This is a genomic window from Ruegeria sp. AB8 (assembly GCF_056542605.1).
On sequence record NZ_JBQGAB010000001.1, the window covers coordinates 290,520 to 308,086 of the forward strand.

The window sequence follows — 17,567 nt, forward strand, 5'->3', positions numbered from 1 at the left end:
CATTGACCTGAATGCAAAATGCAGGAAAAGAACCGCCTAGATCGGTTCAAAAATGACGAGGATTGGGCGATGAGCTGGAAAACGCTGGACGATATGGACATGGGCGACAAACGGGTGCTGGTGCGCGTGGACATCAACGTTCCGGTCGTGGACGGCGTCGTGACCGATGCAACCCGTATTCAGCGGATCGTTCCGACCGTGCGCGATATCCTGAACGCAGGCGGCAAACCTATCCTGCTGGCCCATTTCGGACGCCCTGGCGGTGAACGCCGCGAGAGCCTGTCTCTGAAACAGCTGGTACCGACCCTGGAGGCCGCATTTGGAGCCGAGGTCCTGTTTGCTGCCGATTGCGTCGGTGCCGAAGCCGAACTGGCCGCGCAGGAACTGAAGCCCGGTCAGGTGCTGCTGTTGGAAAACACCCGTTTCCATGCGGCAGAGACCAAGAACGATGCGGACCTGGCCGCAGGTATGGCTCGCCTGGGTGATCTGTATTGTAACGACGCGTTTTCCGCCGCGCACCGCGCCCACAGCTCGACCGAGGCGCTTGCACGTTTGCTTCCCGCTTGCGCCGGTCGTCTGATGCAGGCGGAACTTGAGGCGCTGGAAGGCGCCTTGGGTTCACCGAAACGCCCCGTCACTGCCGTTGTCGGTGGGGCCAAGGTATCGACCAAGCTGGAGTTGCTGGGCAATCTGATCGACAAGGTCGACTATCTGGTCATTGGCGGAGGTATGGCGAACACATTTTTTGTCGCCAAGGGCATTGATGTCGGGAAATCGCTGGCCGAAACCGCGATGAAGGACACGGCTGCGGAAATTCTGGCAAAGGCGGAGACGTCGGGCTGCACGATTGTCCTGCCCCGCGACATCGTGGTCGCCGAAAAGTTCGAAGCCCATGCTCCGCATCAGGTTCTGCAATCTGATGGATGCCCCCCGGAGGGTATGATCCTGGATGCCGGCCCCGAAAGTGTCGCGGCCATCAACGAAATCTTTGCGCAAAGCCAGACCCTGATCTGGAACGGCCCGCTGGGTGCTTTCGAGCTGGAACCCTTCGACGCTGCCACAAACGCCGCAGCGCTTAAAGCGGCTGCGCTGACCCGGTCGGGCAAGCTGATCTCGGTTGCAGGTGGGGGTGACACGGTTGCCGCCCTTAATGCGTCGGGGGCAGCCAGCGATTTCACCTACATCTCAACCGCCGGCGGCGCGTTTCTTGAGTGGATGGAAGGCAAAACCCTGCCCGGCGTCGCGGCATTGGAAGGCTAGTCATAAAGACAAATTAGCTGCATTTCGCGCCTCATGATAAACTCTCCTTATTGAATTGGAGATTTTGTCATGAGGTACCTTGCCTGCCTGATCGTTGCATTGATCCCCGCCTATTCCGCCGCACAATCCAGTTGTGGCGGACAAACCCAACTCGACGCCAATTTCTGCGCCAAGGAAAAATGGGAAATCGCGGATCGCGAGTTGAACCGTATCTGGGCCGAAGTCAAACCGCTTGCCGATGCGCGTGGGAACGGTCAATCCCTGTTGAACGAACAGCGCGCCTGGCTGAAGGCGCGTGACGCGACTTGCGATCCGGAGCTGGCAAGCGATGGCAGCGCGGCGCCCATGTTCTATTGGGCCTGCATGGAGCAGCAAACTCTGACCCGCAATCAGGCGCTGGCGGCATGGCGCTGAGAAACCTAATTCGGCAATTCGCAAAAAAGTGCGAATCAAGGGATTCACAACGCGAATCGCCTGTGACATAGTGCGATCAGATGTCCGCAAAGGGCACGTTTTTGAGGCAGACTTCATACGGCGGTTAACAGAGTGTCCCGTTCCCATCGGCCCGGTTTGGGCTCAGTTTTGTTCTTCATGGTGGCTTTCATGCTGGGTGTCTATTTCACCTTCGCCGCTGTGCAGGGCGATTTTGGCCTGTTCAGACGGGTCGAGATTGCTGCGGAACGGGACGCTCTGTCGCGCGATCTGGCCCGGCTTGAGGCTGAGACCTCGGAAATGGAAAACCTGACCCGCCGTCTGTCGGACACCTATCTGGATCTTGATTTGCTGGACCAGCAGGCCCGCTCGGTTCTGGGCATGGTCCGAACGGATGAAATCGTCATTCATTGATCCCTGAGGTTTCAGATTTTTCATCGAAAAACCTTTGCCCGCAGTCTTTTAACGAAGACCGCAAGGCCAAGGATCGCGTATCCTGCCCCTGCGTTACTTTTACTCTCGCCAGATGCGGTCAAATGTTCTATGAGATAGTTTAACGCTAAACTATCTTGCCGAAAGGGGGAGATTGCCACAATGGCTGCGCGAAAAACCACAAAGAAACCAAACGTTTCTGCGGACGAACTCAAACTCTATTATCGCGAAATGTTGCTAATCCGCCGATTCGAGGAGAAGGCGGGACAACTATACGGTATGGGTCTGATCGGCGGATTTTGCCATTTGTACATCGGTCAGGAGGCCGTTGTGGTCGGTCTCGAAGCTGCTGCCGAAGAAGGCGACAAGCGCATCACCTCCTATCGTGATCATGGCCATATGCTGGCCTGCGGCATGGATCCCGGCGGCGTGATGGCCGAACTGACTGGGCGCGAGGGCGGCCTGTCCAAGGGCAAGGGCGGCTCGATGCACATGTTCTCGAAAGAGAAACATTTCTACGGCGGCCACGGCATCGTGGGCGCGCAGGTGCCATTGGGCGCGGGTCTGGCCTTTGCCGACAAGTACAAGGGCAACGGAAGGGTGACATTCACCTATTTCGGCGACGGAGCGGCGAACCAGGGTCAGGTGTATGAAACCTTCAACATGGCTGCCCTGTGGGATCTTCCCGTTGTCTTCGTGATCGAGAACAACCAGTACGCCATGGGCACCGCGCAAGCCCGCTCTACCTCGACCCAGGACATTTACGTTCGCGGAGAAGCCTTTGGCATTCCCGGCGAGATCGTCAACGGCATGGATGTTCTGGCCGTCAAGGAGGCCGGCGAAAAGGCCGTCGCCCACTGCCGCGCGGGCAAGGGTCCCTATATCCTTGAAGTCAAGACTTATCGCTACCGCGGCCACTCGATGTCCGACCCGGCCAAGTATCGCACACGGGAAGAAGTTCAGAAGGTCCGCGAGCAAAGCGACCCGATCGAACATGTGCGCGAGCTGCTGTTGTCCGGCAAACACGCGACAGAAGATGATCTGAAAGCAATCGACAAAGAGATCAAAGAGGTCGTCAACAAGGCCGCCGAATTCTCGAAAGAAAGCCCCGAGCCGTCACTGGACGAGCTCTGGACCGACATCTACGCCTGAGAGGACGAATAAGACATGGCAACCGAAATTCTCATGCCCGCCCTTTCGCCCACGATGGAAGAGGGCACGCTGGCCAAATGGCTGGTCAAGGAAGGCGACACCGTTTCATCCGGCGATATCATGGCCGAGATCGAAACCGACAAGGCCACAATGGAGTTCGAAGCCGTCGACGAAGGCATCGTTGGCAAGATCCTGATCGAGGAAGGCACCGAAGGGGTCAAGGTGAACACTCCAATCGCCATTCTGGTTGAGGAAGGTGAAGACGCCTCGGCCCTGCCGTCGGCCGCGCCCGCTGCTGAAGTGGCGCCCGAGGCTGCCCCGGCGGCGGTCGCTGCTGCGGCTCCGGCTGCTGCACCGGCGGCACCGGTGGTGGATCTGTCCCCCGACTGGCCGGCAGATGCCGAAATGAAACCCCAAACCGTTCGCGAAGCCTTGCGCGACGCCATGGCCGAAGAAATGCGTGGCGATGAGGACGTTTACCTGATGGGCGAAGAAGTCGCCGAATATCAGGGTGCCTACAAAATCTCGCAAGGCCTGCTGGACGAATTCGGCAGCAAGCGTGTGATCGACACTCCGATCACCGAGCACGGGTTTGCTGGCATCGCGGTGGGTTCGGCCTTTGGTGGGTTGAAACCGATTGTCGAGTTCATGACCTTCAACTTCGCCATGCAGGCAATTGACCAGATCATCAACTCGGCCGCCAAGACGCTTTACATGTCCGGCGGTCAGATGGGTTGTCCGATCGTGTTCCGTGGTCCGAACGGCGCAGCGGCACGCGTCGCAGCCCAACACAGCCAGGACTATGCGGCGTGGTACATGCAGGTGCCCGGCCTCAAGGTTGTCATGCCTTACTCTGCCGCTGACGCAAAAGGTCTGCTGAAGTCTGCCATCCGCGATCCCAACCCGGTCGTTTTCCTGGAAAACGAAATCCTTTACGGTCGCAGCTTTGACATGCCTCAGGTTGACGACCTGACCGTCCCGCTGGGCAAGGCCCGTATCTGGCGCGAAGGTTCCGACGTCACCATCGTCAGCTTCGGTATCGGCATGCAGTTCGCACTGGAAGCCGCCGACAAGCTGGCCGGAGAAGGTATCAACGCCGAAGTGATCGACCTGCGCACAATCCGCCCGATGGATACAGGTGCAATCATCAATTCCGTGATGAAGACCAATCGCCTGGTGACTGTCGAGGAAGGTTGGCCGCAAGGTTCGGTTGGCAGCTATATCTCATCCGTGGTGATGCAGGAGGCGTTCGATTACCTCGACGCGCCGGTCATCAACTGCACCGGCAAGGATGTTCCGATGCCCTACGCTGCAAACCTGGAAAAACTGGCGCTGGTGACCACCGATGAGGTGATCGCAGCCGTCAAACAAGTGACGTACCGCTAGGCGATGATTGCAAGGAACGCAGATTATCCTTCGGGAGCAGACTGGCTTTTCGAAAGCCTCGATGCCGCACGAAAGGACAACAACCGCAATCTGCTTTATGTTTGCGCAGCGTTCCTTGCCGTTTCCTTCATCAGCATAGCTTTGAATCTGGAAGGCCTGAACGGGATCGAGTTTCAGTTTTCCTTTATGGTTGGAAGTCTGACCGACGCCTGGCCTATCCGGGCAATGCTGAGCGTTGCCTGTATCGTTTCGTATGCTTCCGTCATCTACATCGTGCTCGAGCAGCAGCGCTTGCAGCTTGGCATGGATTACCTGGCGGTTTTGGATCACAGCGACGCGGCGGCACTGGGAAACTTCACTGAGTGGCTGAAGACAAACCACCCGCATGTGTCGCGCGCGCGTTCCATGGTGATTGGTGTGTTCGTCACCTTTTGTGCCGCTATTCTGCTTATCGACATCGCAACGCTGATCTACTCATTCTCGAAGTAAGAGGACATGAAGACATGCCCACCGAAATTCTGATGCCCGCCCTTTCACCCACCATGGAGGAAGGAACACTTGCCAAATGGCTGGTCAAGGAAGGCGACACCGTCGCCTCGGGTGACTTGCTGGCCGAAATCGAAACCGACAAGGCCACGATGGAGTTCGAGGCCGTCGACGAAGGTGTTGTTGGTAAGATCCTGATCCCGGAAGGCACCGAAGGGGTCAAGGTCAACACCGCTATTGCGGTTCTTCTGGACGATGGCGAAAGCGCCGATGATATCGCGGCCGCGCCTGCCGCTGCTCCAGCGGCTGCGCCTGCAGCCGCCGCGGGCAACGAGGCTGCCGCGCCCGCGGCACCCGAGGCGCCGGCCCCTGCCCCGTCTGCTCCGGCCAAAGCCGATGGCGGACGCATCTTTGCATCACCTCTGGCCAGACGCATCGCGGCGCAGAAAGGCCTGGATCTTGCGCAATTGTCCGGATCGGGTCCCCATGGCCGTATCGTCAAGGCAGATGTGGAAGGCGCGACAGCAACCGCACCTGCTGCGGCACCCGCCGCAGCCGCGTCAGCACCTGCAGCGGCGGCGGCTCCAACTGGCCCATCCGCCGATATGGTTGCCCGCATGTACGAGGGTCGTGAATACGAAGAGATCAAACTCGACGGGATGCGCAAGACCATCGCCGCGCGTCTGGGTGAAGCTAAACAGACCATCCCGCATTTCTATCTGCGCCGCGACATCAAGCTGGATGCACTGCTCAAGTTCCGCAGCCAGTTGAACAAACAACTGGAGGGCCGTGGCGTAAAGCTGAGCGTCAACGACTTTATCATCAAGGCCGTCGCCAACGCGCTGCAACAGGTCCCGGAATGCAACGCCGTCTGGGCGGGCGATCGGGTGCTGCAACTGAGGCCGTCGGATGTCGCCGTTGCGGTTGCAATCGAAGGCGGCCTGTTCACCCCAGTTCTACAGGACGCCGACACCAAATCGCTTTCTGCGCTGTCAACCGAGATGAAGGACCTCGCCGGTCGTGCCCGTGAACGCAAGCTGGCACCGCATGAATATCAGGGCGGTACATTCGCGGTTTCGAACCTCGGCATGTTTGGTATCGACAATTTCGACGCCATCGTGAACCCGCCCCATGCAGGTATTCTGGCCGTTGGTACAGGGTTGAAGAAGCCGGTCGTGGGTGAAGATGGCGAACTGACGGTCGCGACGGTCATGTCGGTCACAATGTCGGTTGATCACCGGGTCATTGACGGCGCGCTTGGTGCACAGTTGCTGCAAGCCATAGTGGACAACCTTGAAAACCCAATGGTCATGCTGGCCTGAAACAAGACAACAGCCTCGCCGCATCCTTGATCCGGCGAGGCTTTGCCCCTTGTTCAGAATGTGAGATGGCGAGATCACCATCGACCTTGTTCAGAAAGATCGGCGTCTCGCATCTCTTTGCGCATGATTCCTTTACCTGTCGGAGTGCAATGACCTCTGCGAAATCAGTCAGAATTTTGCTTTTTCTCTTTTTTGCTGGCGACAGCACTTCCAGCGCCATTAAGGGCCAAGCCCAACAGCTGCCCGCGCGAAAATTCCCGTTTCAGTTCATCTGATCCTGCTGCATTCGCAAGACAGAAAACGGCGCGATAGTGTGATCAAAGAGCGCAAGAAGCGATGGGAAGAAAGAAGGTGCGAGCGGTCGGAGAAAATGAACAACCACTCGAACTGATTTGCCTTACTGGTCTTTGCCCAGCATGTGGTCCATCGAGATCGACGGCTGATCACAGCCCGCCTCACCCACGATCTTGGCAGGAATGCCCGCCACGGTCTTGCAAGGCGGAACCTCCTGCAGCACCACCGATCCCGCGGCTATTCGGCTGCAGTTACCGACCTTGATATTGCCCAGCACTTTGGCCCCGGCCCCAATCAGAACACCGTTTCCGATCTTCGGATGGCGCTGTTCTTCTTCCTTGCCGGTTCCGCCAAGCGTCACAGAATGCAGCATCGAGACGTTATCACCGACAACGGCGGTTTCCCCGATCACGATGGAGTGTGCGTGATCGATCATGATGCCTTTTCCGATCTGCGCTGCCGGGTGAATGTCGATCCCAAAGATCTCGGACGAACGCATCTGGAAGAAATAAGCCAAGTCATGACGGCCCGTGCGCCACAGCCAATGCGCGACACGATACGCCTGCATCGCCTGATAGCCTTTGAAATACAAAATGGGCTGCAACAAGCGGTGGCAGGCCGGGTCGCGTTCGTAGACGGCCATCAGGTCTGCCCGCGCTGCTTCTATCAATCCGTGGTCGTCGGCATAGGCCTCGTCCACGATCTCGCGCAGAACCATCATCGACATCTCGTTCGAGCACAGCTTGGCCGCCACCCGATACGACAGCGCACGTTCAAGGCTGCGGTGATGGAGGATACACGCGTGCACCAACCCGCCCATCAGTGGCTCTTTTTCAACAGCCGCGTGCGCCTCGGCCGTGATCCGATCCCAGACCGGATCCATATTTCTCACTTTGGTGCGCGTTTCAAACATAGCTATTGATCCCTTGCTGCGCCTAGAATGCCATTTAGTTGTAAAAACACCAAACGCAAACCCTTGATCCGCAGTGTAACGAAAATGAATGAGTCCGAACTGGCCGATTTCGAAACACAAATTCGCGACCGATTGCGCGAACTGGCCGCGCAATCAGAGGCGGGCAAAGAGGCCCAGGCGATCGTTCCGTTGGATCAACAGGCCGTGGGGCGCCTCAGCCGAATGGATGCGCTGCAAAATCAGGCCATGGCCAAGGCCCAGCAAGCAAACCGGGATCTTGAGGCCCGCCGATTGCAAGCGGCCCTGACACGGATCGACGATGGTGAGTTCGGATATTGCGAGGATTGCGGCGATGAAATCCCGCGCGGGCGGCTGGACCTTGATCCAGCCGCCGGCAAATGTGTCAGCTGCGCATCCGGCTAACCAGAAAGCGGATCAGTTGGCTCAGAACCATCTCAAAGCACTGGCAATATTGAATATCTTCAAAGTCTGGTTCATCCGCCAGCCGACGGCTCCGCGCCGCGGCCATCAACGATCCGTTGCCGAAAACCGGATGCAGATCGCCGGTTCGCCTGACATGTTGATCGGCCAGCTCAGCCTCGGCGATCATCAGGGCGCATAGTTTCCGACGCTCCCGCTGCGGCGCGGCCAACAAGGCACGCGTCGCCAGGGACAGAACTGTCAGGCGATAGAACGCCCGATTGGCCTCCTGAGTTCGAATAGGTCGCTTCCCCCGGGGTCCCTTCAGCATCGGCGGGACCCCAAAAGGCCAGAGCGATCTCGCAGGCGGCGGCTTCCTTGGTCTTTTGAAATTCCATATCGGACGGCGAGAAACCAACCGGTTTCCAATCCAGCCCTCCTTCCAGAACCATCCGCCCCCGGCACCACATTCATCCGGTCCGATCGCAAGACGTACAACTCAACAGGCCGGCCTTCCTCGGCTTGAACCGCCTCGACATAGGCATTGCCCGACAGCAGCAACTGCCCGAACAAGGCCTCCATCAACTCCGCCCGCCCCTGCGCCGCATTTGGACGACGCACCAGCGACAGGATCGGATGAGTATCAAACCGCTGCGCCTGATCCTGCAGCACCAAAGGCAACGCCGACGCCGCCTCGGCAATCAACTTGACCGACCGAAACCCCACCGGGTTCCCCGAAAACCCCGTCCGCGTCAGCGATACCGTATCCCGAGGGCTCCACGCCACGCGCCCGCCCGTCTGCCACGCCACCACAGGCCCCGCCGCGCTCGCCTTCGCCTCGGGTGCCTCGCCAGCCGATCCATGACGCAAGAAATCGAATACCATCTGTGCTCCTTTCTGCCGCCGCTCTGCCCGGCTTGTTGAAAGGAGTTATGACGCAAAAACGTTTAAGCCTCGGGAATGGGGCGTGCGGGGGTTGTGCAACGCCCAACTCAACCGCCTGCTTCACTCCAGATTTGCATTGAGTTCAATTTGCCTCATTGCGGACGAAGCTGCCGAGATATCTGTTGGAACGAATGTCTGCTATCAAGTTAGATAACAACCAGCATCCTTTGGGTTGACTAGAAAACCAAGGAGGTCGTCATGAAGTGCAGCGCATATATCGCAACAAGCGCAGACGGGTTTATTGCCCGTGCTGATGGCAGTGTTGACTGGCTTGAATCCGCGGGCAACCCGGAGGCTGGCATGGCCGAGAGCTACATCGACTTTGCGACCTACTTTGCGACCATCGATTGCATGATCATGGGTCGCAAATGCATGGAAATGATCAGCAGCTTTGATCTGCCACCCGATCAGTGGCCCTACGGAACAACAAAGATTGTTGTGCTAAGCAAAACGATTCAAACGCCCCCAGCCAATCTGAAAAACAGAATCGAACTGTATTCAGGCGACCTGACAGCACTCTTGGATAGGCTTGAGGCTGAAGGCTACCAGAGTGCGTATATCGACGGCGGCAAGACTATTCAGAATTTTATTAACCTCGGTCGACTTGACGAGATCACCATAACCCAAATGCCGATCCTGATCGGCGATGGAACACCATTGTTCGGAAGAACTCTCCGAGATGTCACTCTAACTGACGCGCAGGCAGTCGCCTGCCCGAGCGGTTATATCCAGTTCCGCTATCGTATCGAAAAAGGCGTCCCCGAGAGCTGACTTTTGCGTCTTGCGCAGCATCAATAAAACAGGATGCTTGCAGTCGTTCGGCATCTAGGCTTGAAGTGAACAACCTCTTACAACGCCCTTACCCGCGGCCTCCGATACGCCGCCGCAGGCCCCACAACCAACTCATGCAGCGCCCAGACCAGAGCGTCGACCCGGTCAGGCGAGCCCTGCCCCTCGAACCCACGCGCGGTCATTTGGCACATCTGCTCCTCCAGCGCGTCCATCCCCGCCACATGCGCCACACGCCCCTGCTCGTACAGGGCCGCCACAGGCTCTGCCCTCGCGACCTTGCCCCGCGACGCACGGACTGCCCGGAACGGGACCAGAGGGTCCACCTGCCGAACGACCTCCTCAACCAGTTGCCCGCCCTGATTGACCTCGGCCACGAGCCGTTCCGCCGCGAACTCATCCATCGCGTCAATCGCGGCTTGCGCCCAGCCCGCCGGGCCAACACCCTGCACCGTCCGGTCAGCCAGCACGAACGCCCGCCATTCCTCGGGCGGCCCCTGCACCTGAGCGCCCACGACCACGATCCCACAGGCATCCGCATCCGATCCCGCCGTCACCGCCGGGTCCAATGCCACAACGATGCGATCCAACTCAGGCACCCGCGCACAGCGCGCCGCCTCCAGCATCGAACCCGTCCACAGCGCCCCTTCGGCATCTGACAGCAGTACCCCGTCCAACTCCTGTCGCCCCAGCCGCGTGCCCGCGTATCGCGCGCGCACCTCTTCCAAAAAGGACTCCGCCAGATTGGCCCGGTTCGCCTCGGTCTGCGCATGGGTTTGTACGGTAGAGGGCGACGCCAACAATTCCTTCAAAACCTTCACATTGCGCGGCGTGGTGGTCACACAGACCCGAGGTCGCTCGCCCAGCCGCAACGCAAATTGCAACATGTCCCAGGTCTCGCCCGCCTTCTTCCACTTGGCCAGTTCATCCACCCAGGCCGCATCGAACTGCGGTCCACGCAGCCCCTCCAGATCATGCGCCGAAAAAGCCTGCGCCTCGGCCGCATTGGGCCAGATCAGTTTCCGTTCCGATGCCTTCCAAACAGGTCGACGATCCGGGGGCGAACACTGCAATATCCCGCTATCGCCAAAGATCATCACATCACGCACCTGATCAAACGTCTCACCAACCAACGCGACCCGACTGGCCTCCCCTTTATCCAAAGGCAAAGACCCCTCGACCATCGAACGCACCCACTCGGCCCCGGCACGTGTCTTGCCCGCTCCACGCCCGCCCATGATCACCCAGGACCGCCAGTCGCCCTCGGGCGGCAACTGATGCGGCAGCGCCCAGAATTCAAACAGGAAAGGGAGGGCGCACAGCCCCCCCTTCCCGATCTCATTCAGAAACCTCTCCCTCACTGCAGCATCTGCGGAGGCGAGCCAGCCTGCACCCGATTTCAAATCGAGCGCGCTCAAGGTCAAGTGCGTATCCTCCTTGGGCAATCCCGGCTTGTCTGTGATGTTGTTCGACAAAGCTTGTCTCCACTTTTTGGCAACTTCGGATCAGCCCCTCTAACTGCCCGAGTTGTTTTGCTGTACCAGCAAGATCTGCATCCTCCCCAGCTCCGATTTGCCTGCGCAGTTCTTCCGCTGCCTGGCGCAAACCGCGAATGGACGTCTCGAGCGACTGCAAAAGTTCCGCCGTTTGGGACATCCGCTCTTCCGGGGTAATCAAAGTCATGTTTGCCTGTGACCTCATGCGAGAGTTTTTCCGCACGAGAGAAACGAAAAACGGCCACCGGGTTGCCCCGGGGCCGTTGCCCACTTCTTCTAGCATGACACAACCTTTACGCGAGAAAGGCCGCCCAGTCAAGGCTTCGCGCAACGTCGGCGCAACAGGCATCGTGACAAAATTATTAATGATTTCTTTCGCCTACCGGGCAACCTTCAAGCCTTTGTCGAACAATCAACGCAAAGGCAAAGGCGCCCGTGTTTTGTTTTGACGCAGCACGAAATTGCTCCGGGTATCCCGAACCAGCCCGGACTTCAGAAGACGCTGCATGATAAAGCCCTCAAGTTCCTCCGGTGTTCGTGCATACACTTTCAGAATAAAATCATGGTCCCCGGTGATGGACGCGCATTCCACTATCTGCGGTTCAGTCTCCACCAAACGCAGGAATGACTTGATGCTGTCCTCGTGATGATCTCGCAGCGCAACATGGACATAAGCGATCGCATTCAGCCCGATTTCCTTGGCCCTGAGCTGCGCCCCATAGCCGGCAATAACGCCCGACGCTTCCAGATCACGCACCCGCCGCCAGCATTGTGAGGCCGACAACCCGGTTCGCTCTGCCAAATCCTGCATCGACAGTCGGCCGTTCAGCTGCAACTCTCGCAAAACCGCAATATCCGCATCATGAAGCATATGTTTCACAATTTCCATTCTGGGCATCCATACATTTCAAAATAGCAATCCAATCGCCTCTTTCCAGACATTTATTCCAAGCTTCCCGGCTACAATTGTTTCAGGAGGATACATCATGCCCAAATCAACCAGCTACGTCGCGAAAGTACCCGACAGCCGCGGCCACATAGTCTACACGGATGAAGAGAACGCGGTTTGGGCCGATCTCTATGCCGCGCAAGCGCCAAATGTTCAGCGCTACATGGCGCGCGAATACCTGGACGGGCTGGCACGCCTCGATCTTCCCAAAACAACCGTACCTTCTTGCGCGGACATCTCCGAGCGTCTGCTGGATCTGACCGGCTGGCGGGTGCAGCCGGTTCCGGCCCTCATCGGGTTTAAGACGTTCTTCGGCATGCTGGCGGATCGAACTTTCCCTGCGGCATCCTTCATTCGCTCACGTGAAGATTTTGACTATATTGAAGAGCCCGACATTTTTCATGAAATCTTCGGCCATACTCCGTTGCTGAGTGATCCGCGTTTTGCGGCGTTCAGCCATGCCATCGGTAAAGCCGGGCAACAGGCCGGACCGAACGACTATGCGTGGCTGATCCGGCTATACTGGTTCACAATCGAATTTGGGCTGCGTCGACAGGAAGGTGGTATCAAAGCGCTGGGATCCGGACTGGCTTCCTCGCCCACCGAACTTGTATACGCCGTGAACAGCGACGTACCTGATCGGGAACCGTTTGATGTCCTGACGATCCTGCGCACTCCTTATCGGATCGATATGCACCAGATGGGGTATTTTTTGCTAAACGATCCAGAGGAGCTGTTCGAAGCGGCCGAGCGCAACCTTCTGGCCGACGTCCACCGCGCCCAGTCTCTCGGTCTGTTGCCGAACAAGTTCCCTGAAAAAACAACCGCTGCCGAGTGATCCACCATGACACAGAAACTAGCAGATCAAACATGCGTCCCTTGTTCCGGCGGCATACCGCCGCTGACCGCGCAAGACGCCAAGTCGCATCTCAAGGCCCTCAGCCCGGACTGGCAGCTTGATTCCGAAACCAAAACACTGACGCGGCGCTTTAAGTTCAAGGGATTTGCCAAGGCGACCTATCTGGCCAATCTTTGCGCATGGCTCGCCGATCAGCAGGGGCATCACCCCGATATCAGTTTCGGCTATGGTTACGTAGTGGTCCGGCTCACCACGCATGAGATCGGCGGCCTCAGTGACAATGACTTCATCTGGGCCGCAAAACTGGACGCTCTGACGGCGTAACACGATAATCACCCCAAACAAGCGTTTGCATTCAGCAGCGCTTGACAATTGCGCTCGTAACCCTCATGTGCCGCTCAACACAGCGCTGACGCGTGAGCATCGGCAGGCTCGTAGCCTGCCCAAAGCGCTCCTACCCTCCAGTTCCCCTTCACGCAGGGTTCTTGATGCGATGGCCGGATGGCGCAGGACCCGCCTGCCCGTCCTGAGGTCTCGCTAAACCCTGCCGGTCGCGCAAGTTGCGTGGCCAGAATCTCATGTTCGCGGCCAACCCGGCTTTGCGGACCAAAAAGGAATACGATTTGTTCGACTTCGACATGCTGGGTCTTGCACCCGCTCTGAATGACGCCCTGAAAAACGCGCAACTTACCCAACCCACCCCCATCCAGAACCAGGCCATTCCGCTTGCGCTTCAGGGACACGATATTTTGGGCCTGGCCCAGACCGGTACAGGTAAAACGCTGGCCTTCGGCCTGCCGCTGATTGACCACCTTCTGGCCCAGCCAGGCAAACCGGCCCCCAAAACGGCAAAGGCACTGATCCTGGCCCCGACCCGCGAACTGGTCAATCAGATCGCTGAAAGTCTGCGCAATCTGACCAAGAAGACCAAACTGCGTGTAGCGACCGTTGTTGGTGGCCAGTCCATCAACAAGCAGATTTCGTTCCTGTCACGCGGCACCGACATCCTCGTGGCAACGCCCGGACGCCTGATCGACCTGATGGATCGCGGCGCCGTCGATCTGGGCGCCGTCCGGCATCTTGTGCTGGACGAAGCCGATCAGATGCTGGACATGGGCTTCATCCACGCCCTGCGCCGCATTGCGCCGCATCTGGGAAGCCCGCGCCAGACCATGCTGTTCTCGGCCACGATGCCCAAGCAGATGGAGGAACTCAGCCGCGCATACCTGACCAACCCGCAAAGGGTGCAGGTTTCGCCACCGGGCAAAGCTGCGGACAAGATCACTCAATCCATCCACTTCATCGACAAGCCCGGAAAGCCCGGCAAACTGCGTGATATTCTGTCCACCGACCCCGAGGCGCTGACGCTTGTGTTTTCCCGCACCAAACATGGCGCAGAAAAGCTGATGAAGGGGCTGGTCGCAGATGGTTTCAACGCGGCATCGATCCATGGCAACAAAAGCCAGGGACAACGCGACCGCGCCATCAAGGCGTTTCGCACGGGCGAGATCAAGATTCTTGTGGCGACGGACGTGGCCGCACGCGGGATCGACATCCCCGGCGTTGCCTATGTGATCAACTATGACTTGCCCGAGGTGCCCGACAATTATGTCCACCGCATTGGGCGGACGGCCCGTGCCGGGCGCGAAGGTGAAGCCATTGCGTTTTGCGCACCGGAAGAAGTCGATCTGCTGCGGCAAATTCAAAAGCTGATGAAGATTGAAATTCCCGTCGCCAGCGGCGCGTTGCCTGAAGCAGCCGAGCCTCAGAAACCTGCGCGCCGTCAGGGCAATCGTCGCAGAGGTTCCAAACCGCATGCGGGTTCCGGAAACTCGAATGCCGCCCCTTCCAAACGGCGCAGACAGCGCCGACGCCCGGCGGCCTGATCGCACAACAACAATGGCCGGCGGCGATGCGCCCCCGGCCACTTATTCATGTCTCTTGCGGATTAGTTGCTCGAGTTGCGCTCGGCTTCGATCTCACGCCATTTGGCAACATTGCGGTTATGCTCCTGCAAGGTTTCCGCAAAAGCATGACCGCCGGTTCCGTCAGCAACAAAGAAGACATAGTCGGTTTCTTCGGGCGCAACTGCGGCCTCCAGACTTGCCAGTCCCGGATTGGCAATCGGTGTCGGCGGAAGCCCATCGATCAGGTAAGTATTCCAAGGGGTTGCGCGCCGTAGCTCACTTCTCCGCAATCCGCGTCCAAGGACACCCTGACCCTTGGTGATCCCGTAGATCACGGTCGGGTCTGTCTGCAGCTTCATGCCCTGCTTCAAGCGGTTCACGAATACGCTGGCTACTTGTCCGCGCTCTTCCGGCACGCCGGTTTCCTTTTCGATGATGGACGCGAGGATCAGCATTTCTTCCGGGCTTTCCAGTGGCAACCCGTCCTGACGACCTTCCCAGACTGCGTTGATCCGAAGCTGCTGCTTATCCTGCATTTTCTGCAAGACAGCATTCCTGTCGTCGCCCGGCTTGATATCATAGCTGTCAGGCGCCAACTCACCCTCGGCCGGAATTTGGGTTACGTCACCACTCAGCGCGTCAAATGACTTCAGCGCGTCGACAACCTGCCACGCGGTCACGCCCTCGGCCACTGACACCCGATAGCGCGTGTCAGCCTCGCCACGTTTTTCTGCGTATTCCGGCGGAGTTTCCTCATCTGATCCAAATGAGGCAACCTCGACAAAATCCAAAGTCGCAGGGTCCAATTCGCGTACCCGGGTCTGCGTGCGGGTTACACCGATACGGTACTCAATCTCGGAACCACAGGTGCTTACACCACTGCTGGTGATCTCGTCGATGATCTGCTGCATCGAGGCGCCTTCGCGCACCAGAAAGCTGCCCGCCTTCAATTTCTGCGCCTGATCCGAATAGTCGGCGCCCATGCGAAAGATCATGGCATTGCTGATCGCACCCTGATCCTCCAGATCGCGACTAACACGTGTCATGTTCGAACCGCTTTCCACCCGCAGGCAGATCGCGGATTGCAGCGGACCTTCAGCCTTGTATTGCGATTGCCCCCAAATGATCAGACCGCCCATCAGAAACAGGCCGACCACCAGCAAGGTCAGCGCGTTGGACGCTAGGGCCCGCCACATTTAACTGACCTTTCCAAAGATCACGCTTGCGTTTGTGCCGCCAAAGCCGAACGAATTGGAAAGTGCCACGTTGATCTCACGCTCACGCTTGGCGTTCGGTGCCAGATCGATGGGTGTTTCAACCGCCGGATTGTCCAGGTTGATTGTCGGTGGGGCAACCTGATCCCGGATTGCCAGGATCGAGAAAATCGCCTCAATCGCGCCTGCCGCACCCAAAAGGTGGCCCGTGGCCGACTTGGTCGAAGTCATGGTTGCCTTGCTTGCATGATCGCCCAGCAAACGTTCCACCGCACCCAACTCGATCGTATCCGCCATGGTCGAAGTGCCATGCGCGTTGATATAGTCCAGATCCTTCGGTTCCAGACCGGCACTGCGCAGCGCGGCTTTCATCGAACGCTCGGCGCCATCACCGTCCTCGGATGGCGCCGTGATGTGATAAGCGTCACCCGACATGCCATAACCCAGAACCTCGGCGTAAATCTTTGCACCGCGCGCCTTTGCGTGTTCGTATTCTTCAAGAACCACGATACCCGCACCTTCACCCATGACGAACCCGTCACGATCGATGTCATATGGGCGGCTCGCCTTTTTAGGATCATCCGCGTATTTGGTCGACAGTGCCTTACACGCGTTGAAACCGGCAATACCGATCTCACAGATGCAACCTTCGCCGCCACCGGCCACCATCACGTCAGCGTCCCCGGCGCGGATGATGCGGCTGGCGTCGCCGATCGCATGCGCCCCGGTGGAACAGGCGGTCACGACCGAATGGTTCGGCCCCTTGAAGCCATGACGGATCGACACCTGACCCGACGCCAGGTTGATCAGCGCGCCAGGAATAAAGAATGGCGAAACACGCCGTGGGCCCTTGTCGCGGATCAGATTGGCAGTTTCCGCGATGGACCCCAGCCCGCCGATGCCCGAGCCGATCAAAACACCAGTCCGCAGGCGGCTTTCCTCATCTTCAGGCAACCAGCCGGAATCCTGACAGGCCATGTCTGCAGCAGCAATCGAATACAGAATGAAATCTTCGATCTTGCGCTGCTCTTTCGGCGGCAGCCAGTCGTCAGGGTTGAAAGTCCCGTTCGTGCCGTCTCCACGCGGCACTTCGCAGGCATATGTCGTGGTGACACCACTTGCCTCAGCATCGAAATAGGTAATCGGGCCCGCGCCGGATTCCCCATCCAGCAGCCGCGACCAGGTTTCCTCGACCCCACTGGCCAAAGGAGTGACCAATCCCAGACCGGTTACAACGACTCTGCGCATGAAATGCCTCTTGCCTGCTTCCTGTATGAGAACCGTCCATACCCCGCCCCGGGGTCCGGGGGC

18 protein-coding genes and 1 pseudogene are annotated in these 17,567 nt (G+C 58.4%); 13 read left to right on the forward strand and 6 right to left on the reverse strand.

Going from position 1 to position 17,567, the window contains the following annotated elements:
* Positions 1-69 precede the first annotated feature (69 nt).
* From ACR0CG_RS01415 to ACR0CG_RS01445, 7 genes are all read left to right on the forward strand, one after another.
* On the forward strand, positions 70-1,260 hold the full coding sequence (locus ACR0CG_RS01415; protein ID WP_480522502.1) for a phosphoglycerate kinase: 1,191 nt from the start codon (positions 70-72) through the stop codon (positions 1,258-1,260).
* A 69-nt stretch (positions 1,261-1,329) separates the two neighbouring features.
* Positions 1,330-1,674, forward strand: a complete 345-nt coding sequence (locus tag ACR0CG_RS01420; protein WP_170610298.1) for a lysozyme inhibitor LprI family protein — start codon at positions 1,330-1,332, stop codon at positions 1,672-1,674.
* Positions 1,675-1,806: 132 nt separating this feature from the next.
* Positions 1,807-2,106: an FtsB family cell division protein gene (locus ACR0CG_RS01425; RefSeq protein ID WP_480522503.1), complete on the forward strand. Its 300-nt coding sequence runs from the start codon at positions 1,807-1,809 to the stop codon at positions 2,104-2,106.
* A 180-nt stretch (positions 2,107-2,286) separates the two neighbouring features.
* Positions 2,287-3,276, forward strand: a complete 990-nt coding sequence (pdhA, locus tag ACR0CG_RS01430; protein WP_170610291.1) for a pyruvate dehydrogenase (acetyl-transferring) E1 component subunit alpha — start codon at positions 2,287-2,289, stop codon at positions 3,274-3,276.
* Between the two features lie 15 nt (positions 3,277-3,291).
* Positions 3,292-4,662: a pyruvate dehydrogenase complex E1 component subunit beta gene (locus tag ACR0CG_RS01435; protein WP_480522504.1), complete on the forward strand. Its 1,371-nt coding sequence runs from the start codon at positions 3,292-3,294 to the stop codon at positions 4,660-4,662.
* 3 nt (positions 4,663-4,665) lie between these two features.
* A complete protein-coding gene (locus tag ACR0CG_RS01440) occupies positions 4,666-5,151 on the forward strand; it encodes a hypothetical protein (protein ID WP_480522506.1) in 486 nt (161 codons plus the stop codon).
* A gap of 14 nt (positions 5,152-5,165) precedes the next feature.
* Positions 5,166-6,470 (forward strand): pyruvate dehydrogenase complex dihydrolipoamide acetyltransferase, encoded by a 1,305-nt coding sequence (locus tag ACR0CG_RS01445; RefSeq protein WP_480522507.1) that lies wholly within the window; start codon positions 5,166-5,168, stop codon positions 6,468-6,470.
* 397 nt (positions 6,471-6,867) lie between these two features.
* Here ACR0CG_RS01445 and cysE read toward each other — a convergent pair whose 3' ends face one another.
* Positions 6,868-7,677 carry a serine O-acetyltransferase gene (gene cysE / locus ACR0CG_RS01450; RefSeq protein WP_480522508.1) on the reverse strand — a complete coding sequence of 270 codons (810 nt, stop codon included), beginning with the start codon at positions 7,675-7,677 and terminating at the stop codon, positions 6,868-6,870.
* A gap of 84 nt (positions 7,678-7,761) precedes the next feature.
* Between cysE and ACR0CG_RS01455 the strand changes: the two genes are divergently transcribed.
* A complete protein-coding gene (locus tag ACR0CG_RS01455) occupies positions 7,762-8,100 on the forward strand; it encodes a TraR/DksA family transcriptional regulator (RefSeq protein ID WP_480522510.1) in 339 nt (112 codons plus the stop codon).
* Here the strand turns inward: ACR0CG_RS01455 and ACR0CG_RS01460 are convergent.
* Positions 8,081-8,982: pseudogene (locus ACR0CG_RS01460) on the reverse strand (phage portal protein). The gene ACR0CG_RS01455 and the pseudogene ACR0CG_RS01460 sit on opposite strands and share 20 nt — an antisense overlap.
* Positions 8,983-9,240: 258 nt before the next feature.
* Here ACR0CG_RS01460 and ACR0CG_RS01465 point away from each other — a divergent pair.
* Positions 9,241-9,813 carry a dihydrofolate reductase family protein gene (locus ACR0CG_RS01465; protein ID WP_480522511.1) on the forward strand — a complete coding sequence of 191 codons (573 nt, stop codon included), beginning with the start codon at positions 9,241-9,243 and terminating at the stop codon, positions 9,811-9,813.
* Between the two features lie 77 nt (positions 9,814-9,890).
* Here the strand turns inward: ACR0CG_RS01465 and ACR0CG_RS01470 are convergent, their stop codons facing one another.
* Positions 9,891-11,234 (reverse strand): DNA-packaging protein, encoded by a 1,344-nt coding sequence (locus ACR0CG_RS01470; RefSeq protein ID WP_480522638.1) that lies wholly within the window; start codon positions 11,232-11,234, stop codon positions 9,891-9,893.
* 209 nt (positions 11,235-11,443) lie between these two features.
* Between ACR0CG_RS01470 and ACR0CG_RS01475 the strand changes: the two genes are divergently transcribed.
* Positions 11,444-11,776 carry a hypothetical protein gene (locus ACR0CG_RS01475; RefSeq protein WP_480522512.1) on the forward strand — a complete coding sequence of 111 codons (333 nt, stop codon included), beginning with the start codon at positions 11,444-11,446 and terminating at the stop codon, positions 11,774-11,776.
* On the opposite strand, the gene ACR0CG_RS01480 is transcribed toward ACR0CG_RS01475, so the two are convergent.
* Complete coding sequence (locus ACR0CG_RS01480; protein WP_480522514.1) at positions 11,740-12,216, reverse strand: Lrp/AsnC family transcriptional regulator; 477 nt, start codon at positions 12,214-12,216, stop codon at positions 11,740-11,742. The genes ACR0CG_RS01475 and ACR0CG_RS01480 overlap by 37 nt on opposite strands.
* Positions 12,217-12,313: 97 nt before the next feature.
* Here ACR0CG_RS01480 and phhA point away from each other — a divergent pair, with 97 nt between their 5' ends.
* The 3 genes from phhA (at position 12,314) to ACR0CG_RS01495 (ending at position 15,021) form a co-directional block, all read left to right on the forward strand.
* Entirely contained in the window at positions 12,314-13,114 is an 801-nt protein-coding gene (gene phhA / locus ACR0CG_RS01485; protein WP_480522515.1) for a phenylalanine 4-monooxygenase, read from the forward strand.
* Between the two features lie 6 nt (positions 13,115-13,120).
* Positions 13,121-13,459: a 4a-hydroxytetrahydrobiopterin dehydratase gene (locus ACR0CG_RS01490; RefSeq protein WP_170610266.1), complete on the forward strand. Its 339-nt coding sequence runs from the start codon at positions 13,121-13,123 to the stop codon at positions 13,457-13,459.
* A gap of 299 nt (positions 13,460-13,758) precedes the next feature.
* Positions 13,759-15,021, forward strand: a complete 1,263-nt coding sequence (locus ACR0CG_RS01495) for a DEAD/DEAH box helicase (protein WP_480522640.1) — start codon at positions 13,759-13,761, stop codon at positions 15,019-15,021.
* A gap of 62 nt (positions 15,022-15,083) precedes the next feature.
* Here the strand turns inward: ACR0CG_RS01495 and mltG are convergent, their stop codons facing one another.
* Positions 15,084-16,238, reverse strand: coding sequence for an endolytic transglycosylase MltG (gene mltG, locus ACR0CG_RS01500; RefSeq protein ID WP_480522516.1), 1,155 nt, complete (start codon positions 16,236-16,238; stop codon positions 15,084-15,086).
* Positions 16,239-17,504, reverse strand: a complete 1,266-nt coding sequence (gene fabF, locus ACR0CG_RS01505; RefSeq protein WP_480522517.1) for a beta-ketoacyl-ACP synthase II — start codon at positions 17,502-17,504, stop codon at positions 16,239-16,241.
* Positions 17,505-17,567 lie beyond the last annotated feature (63 nt).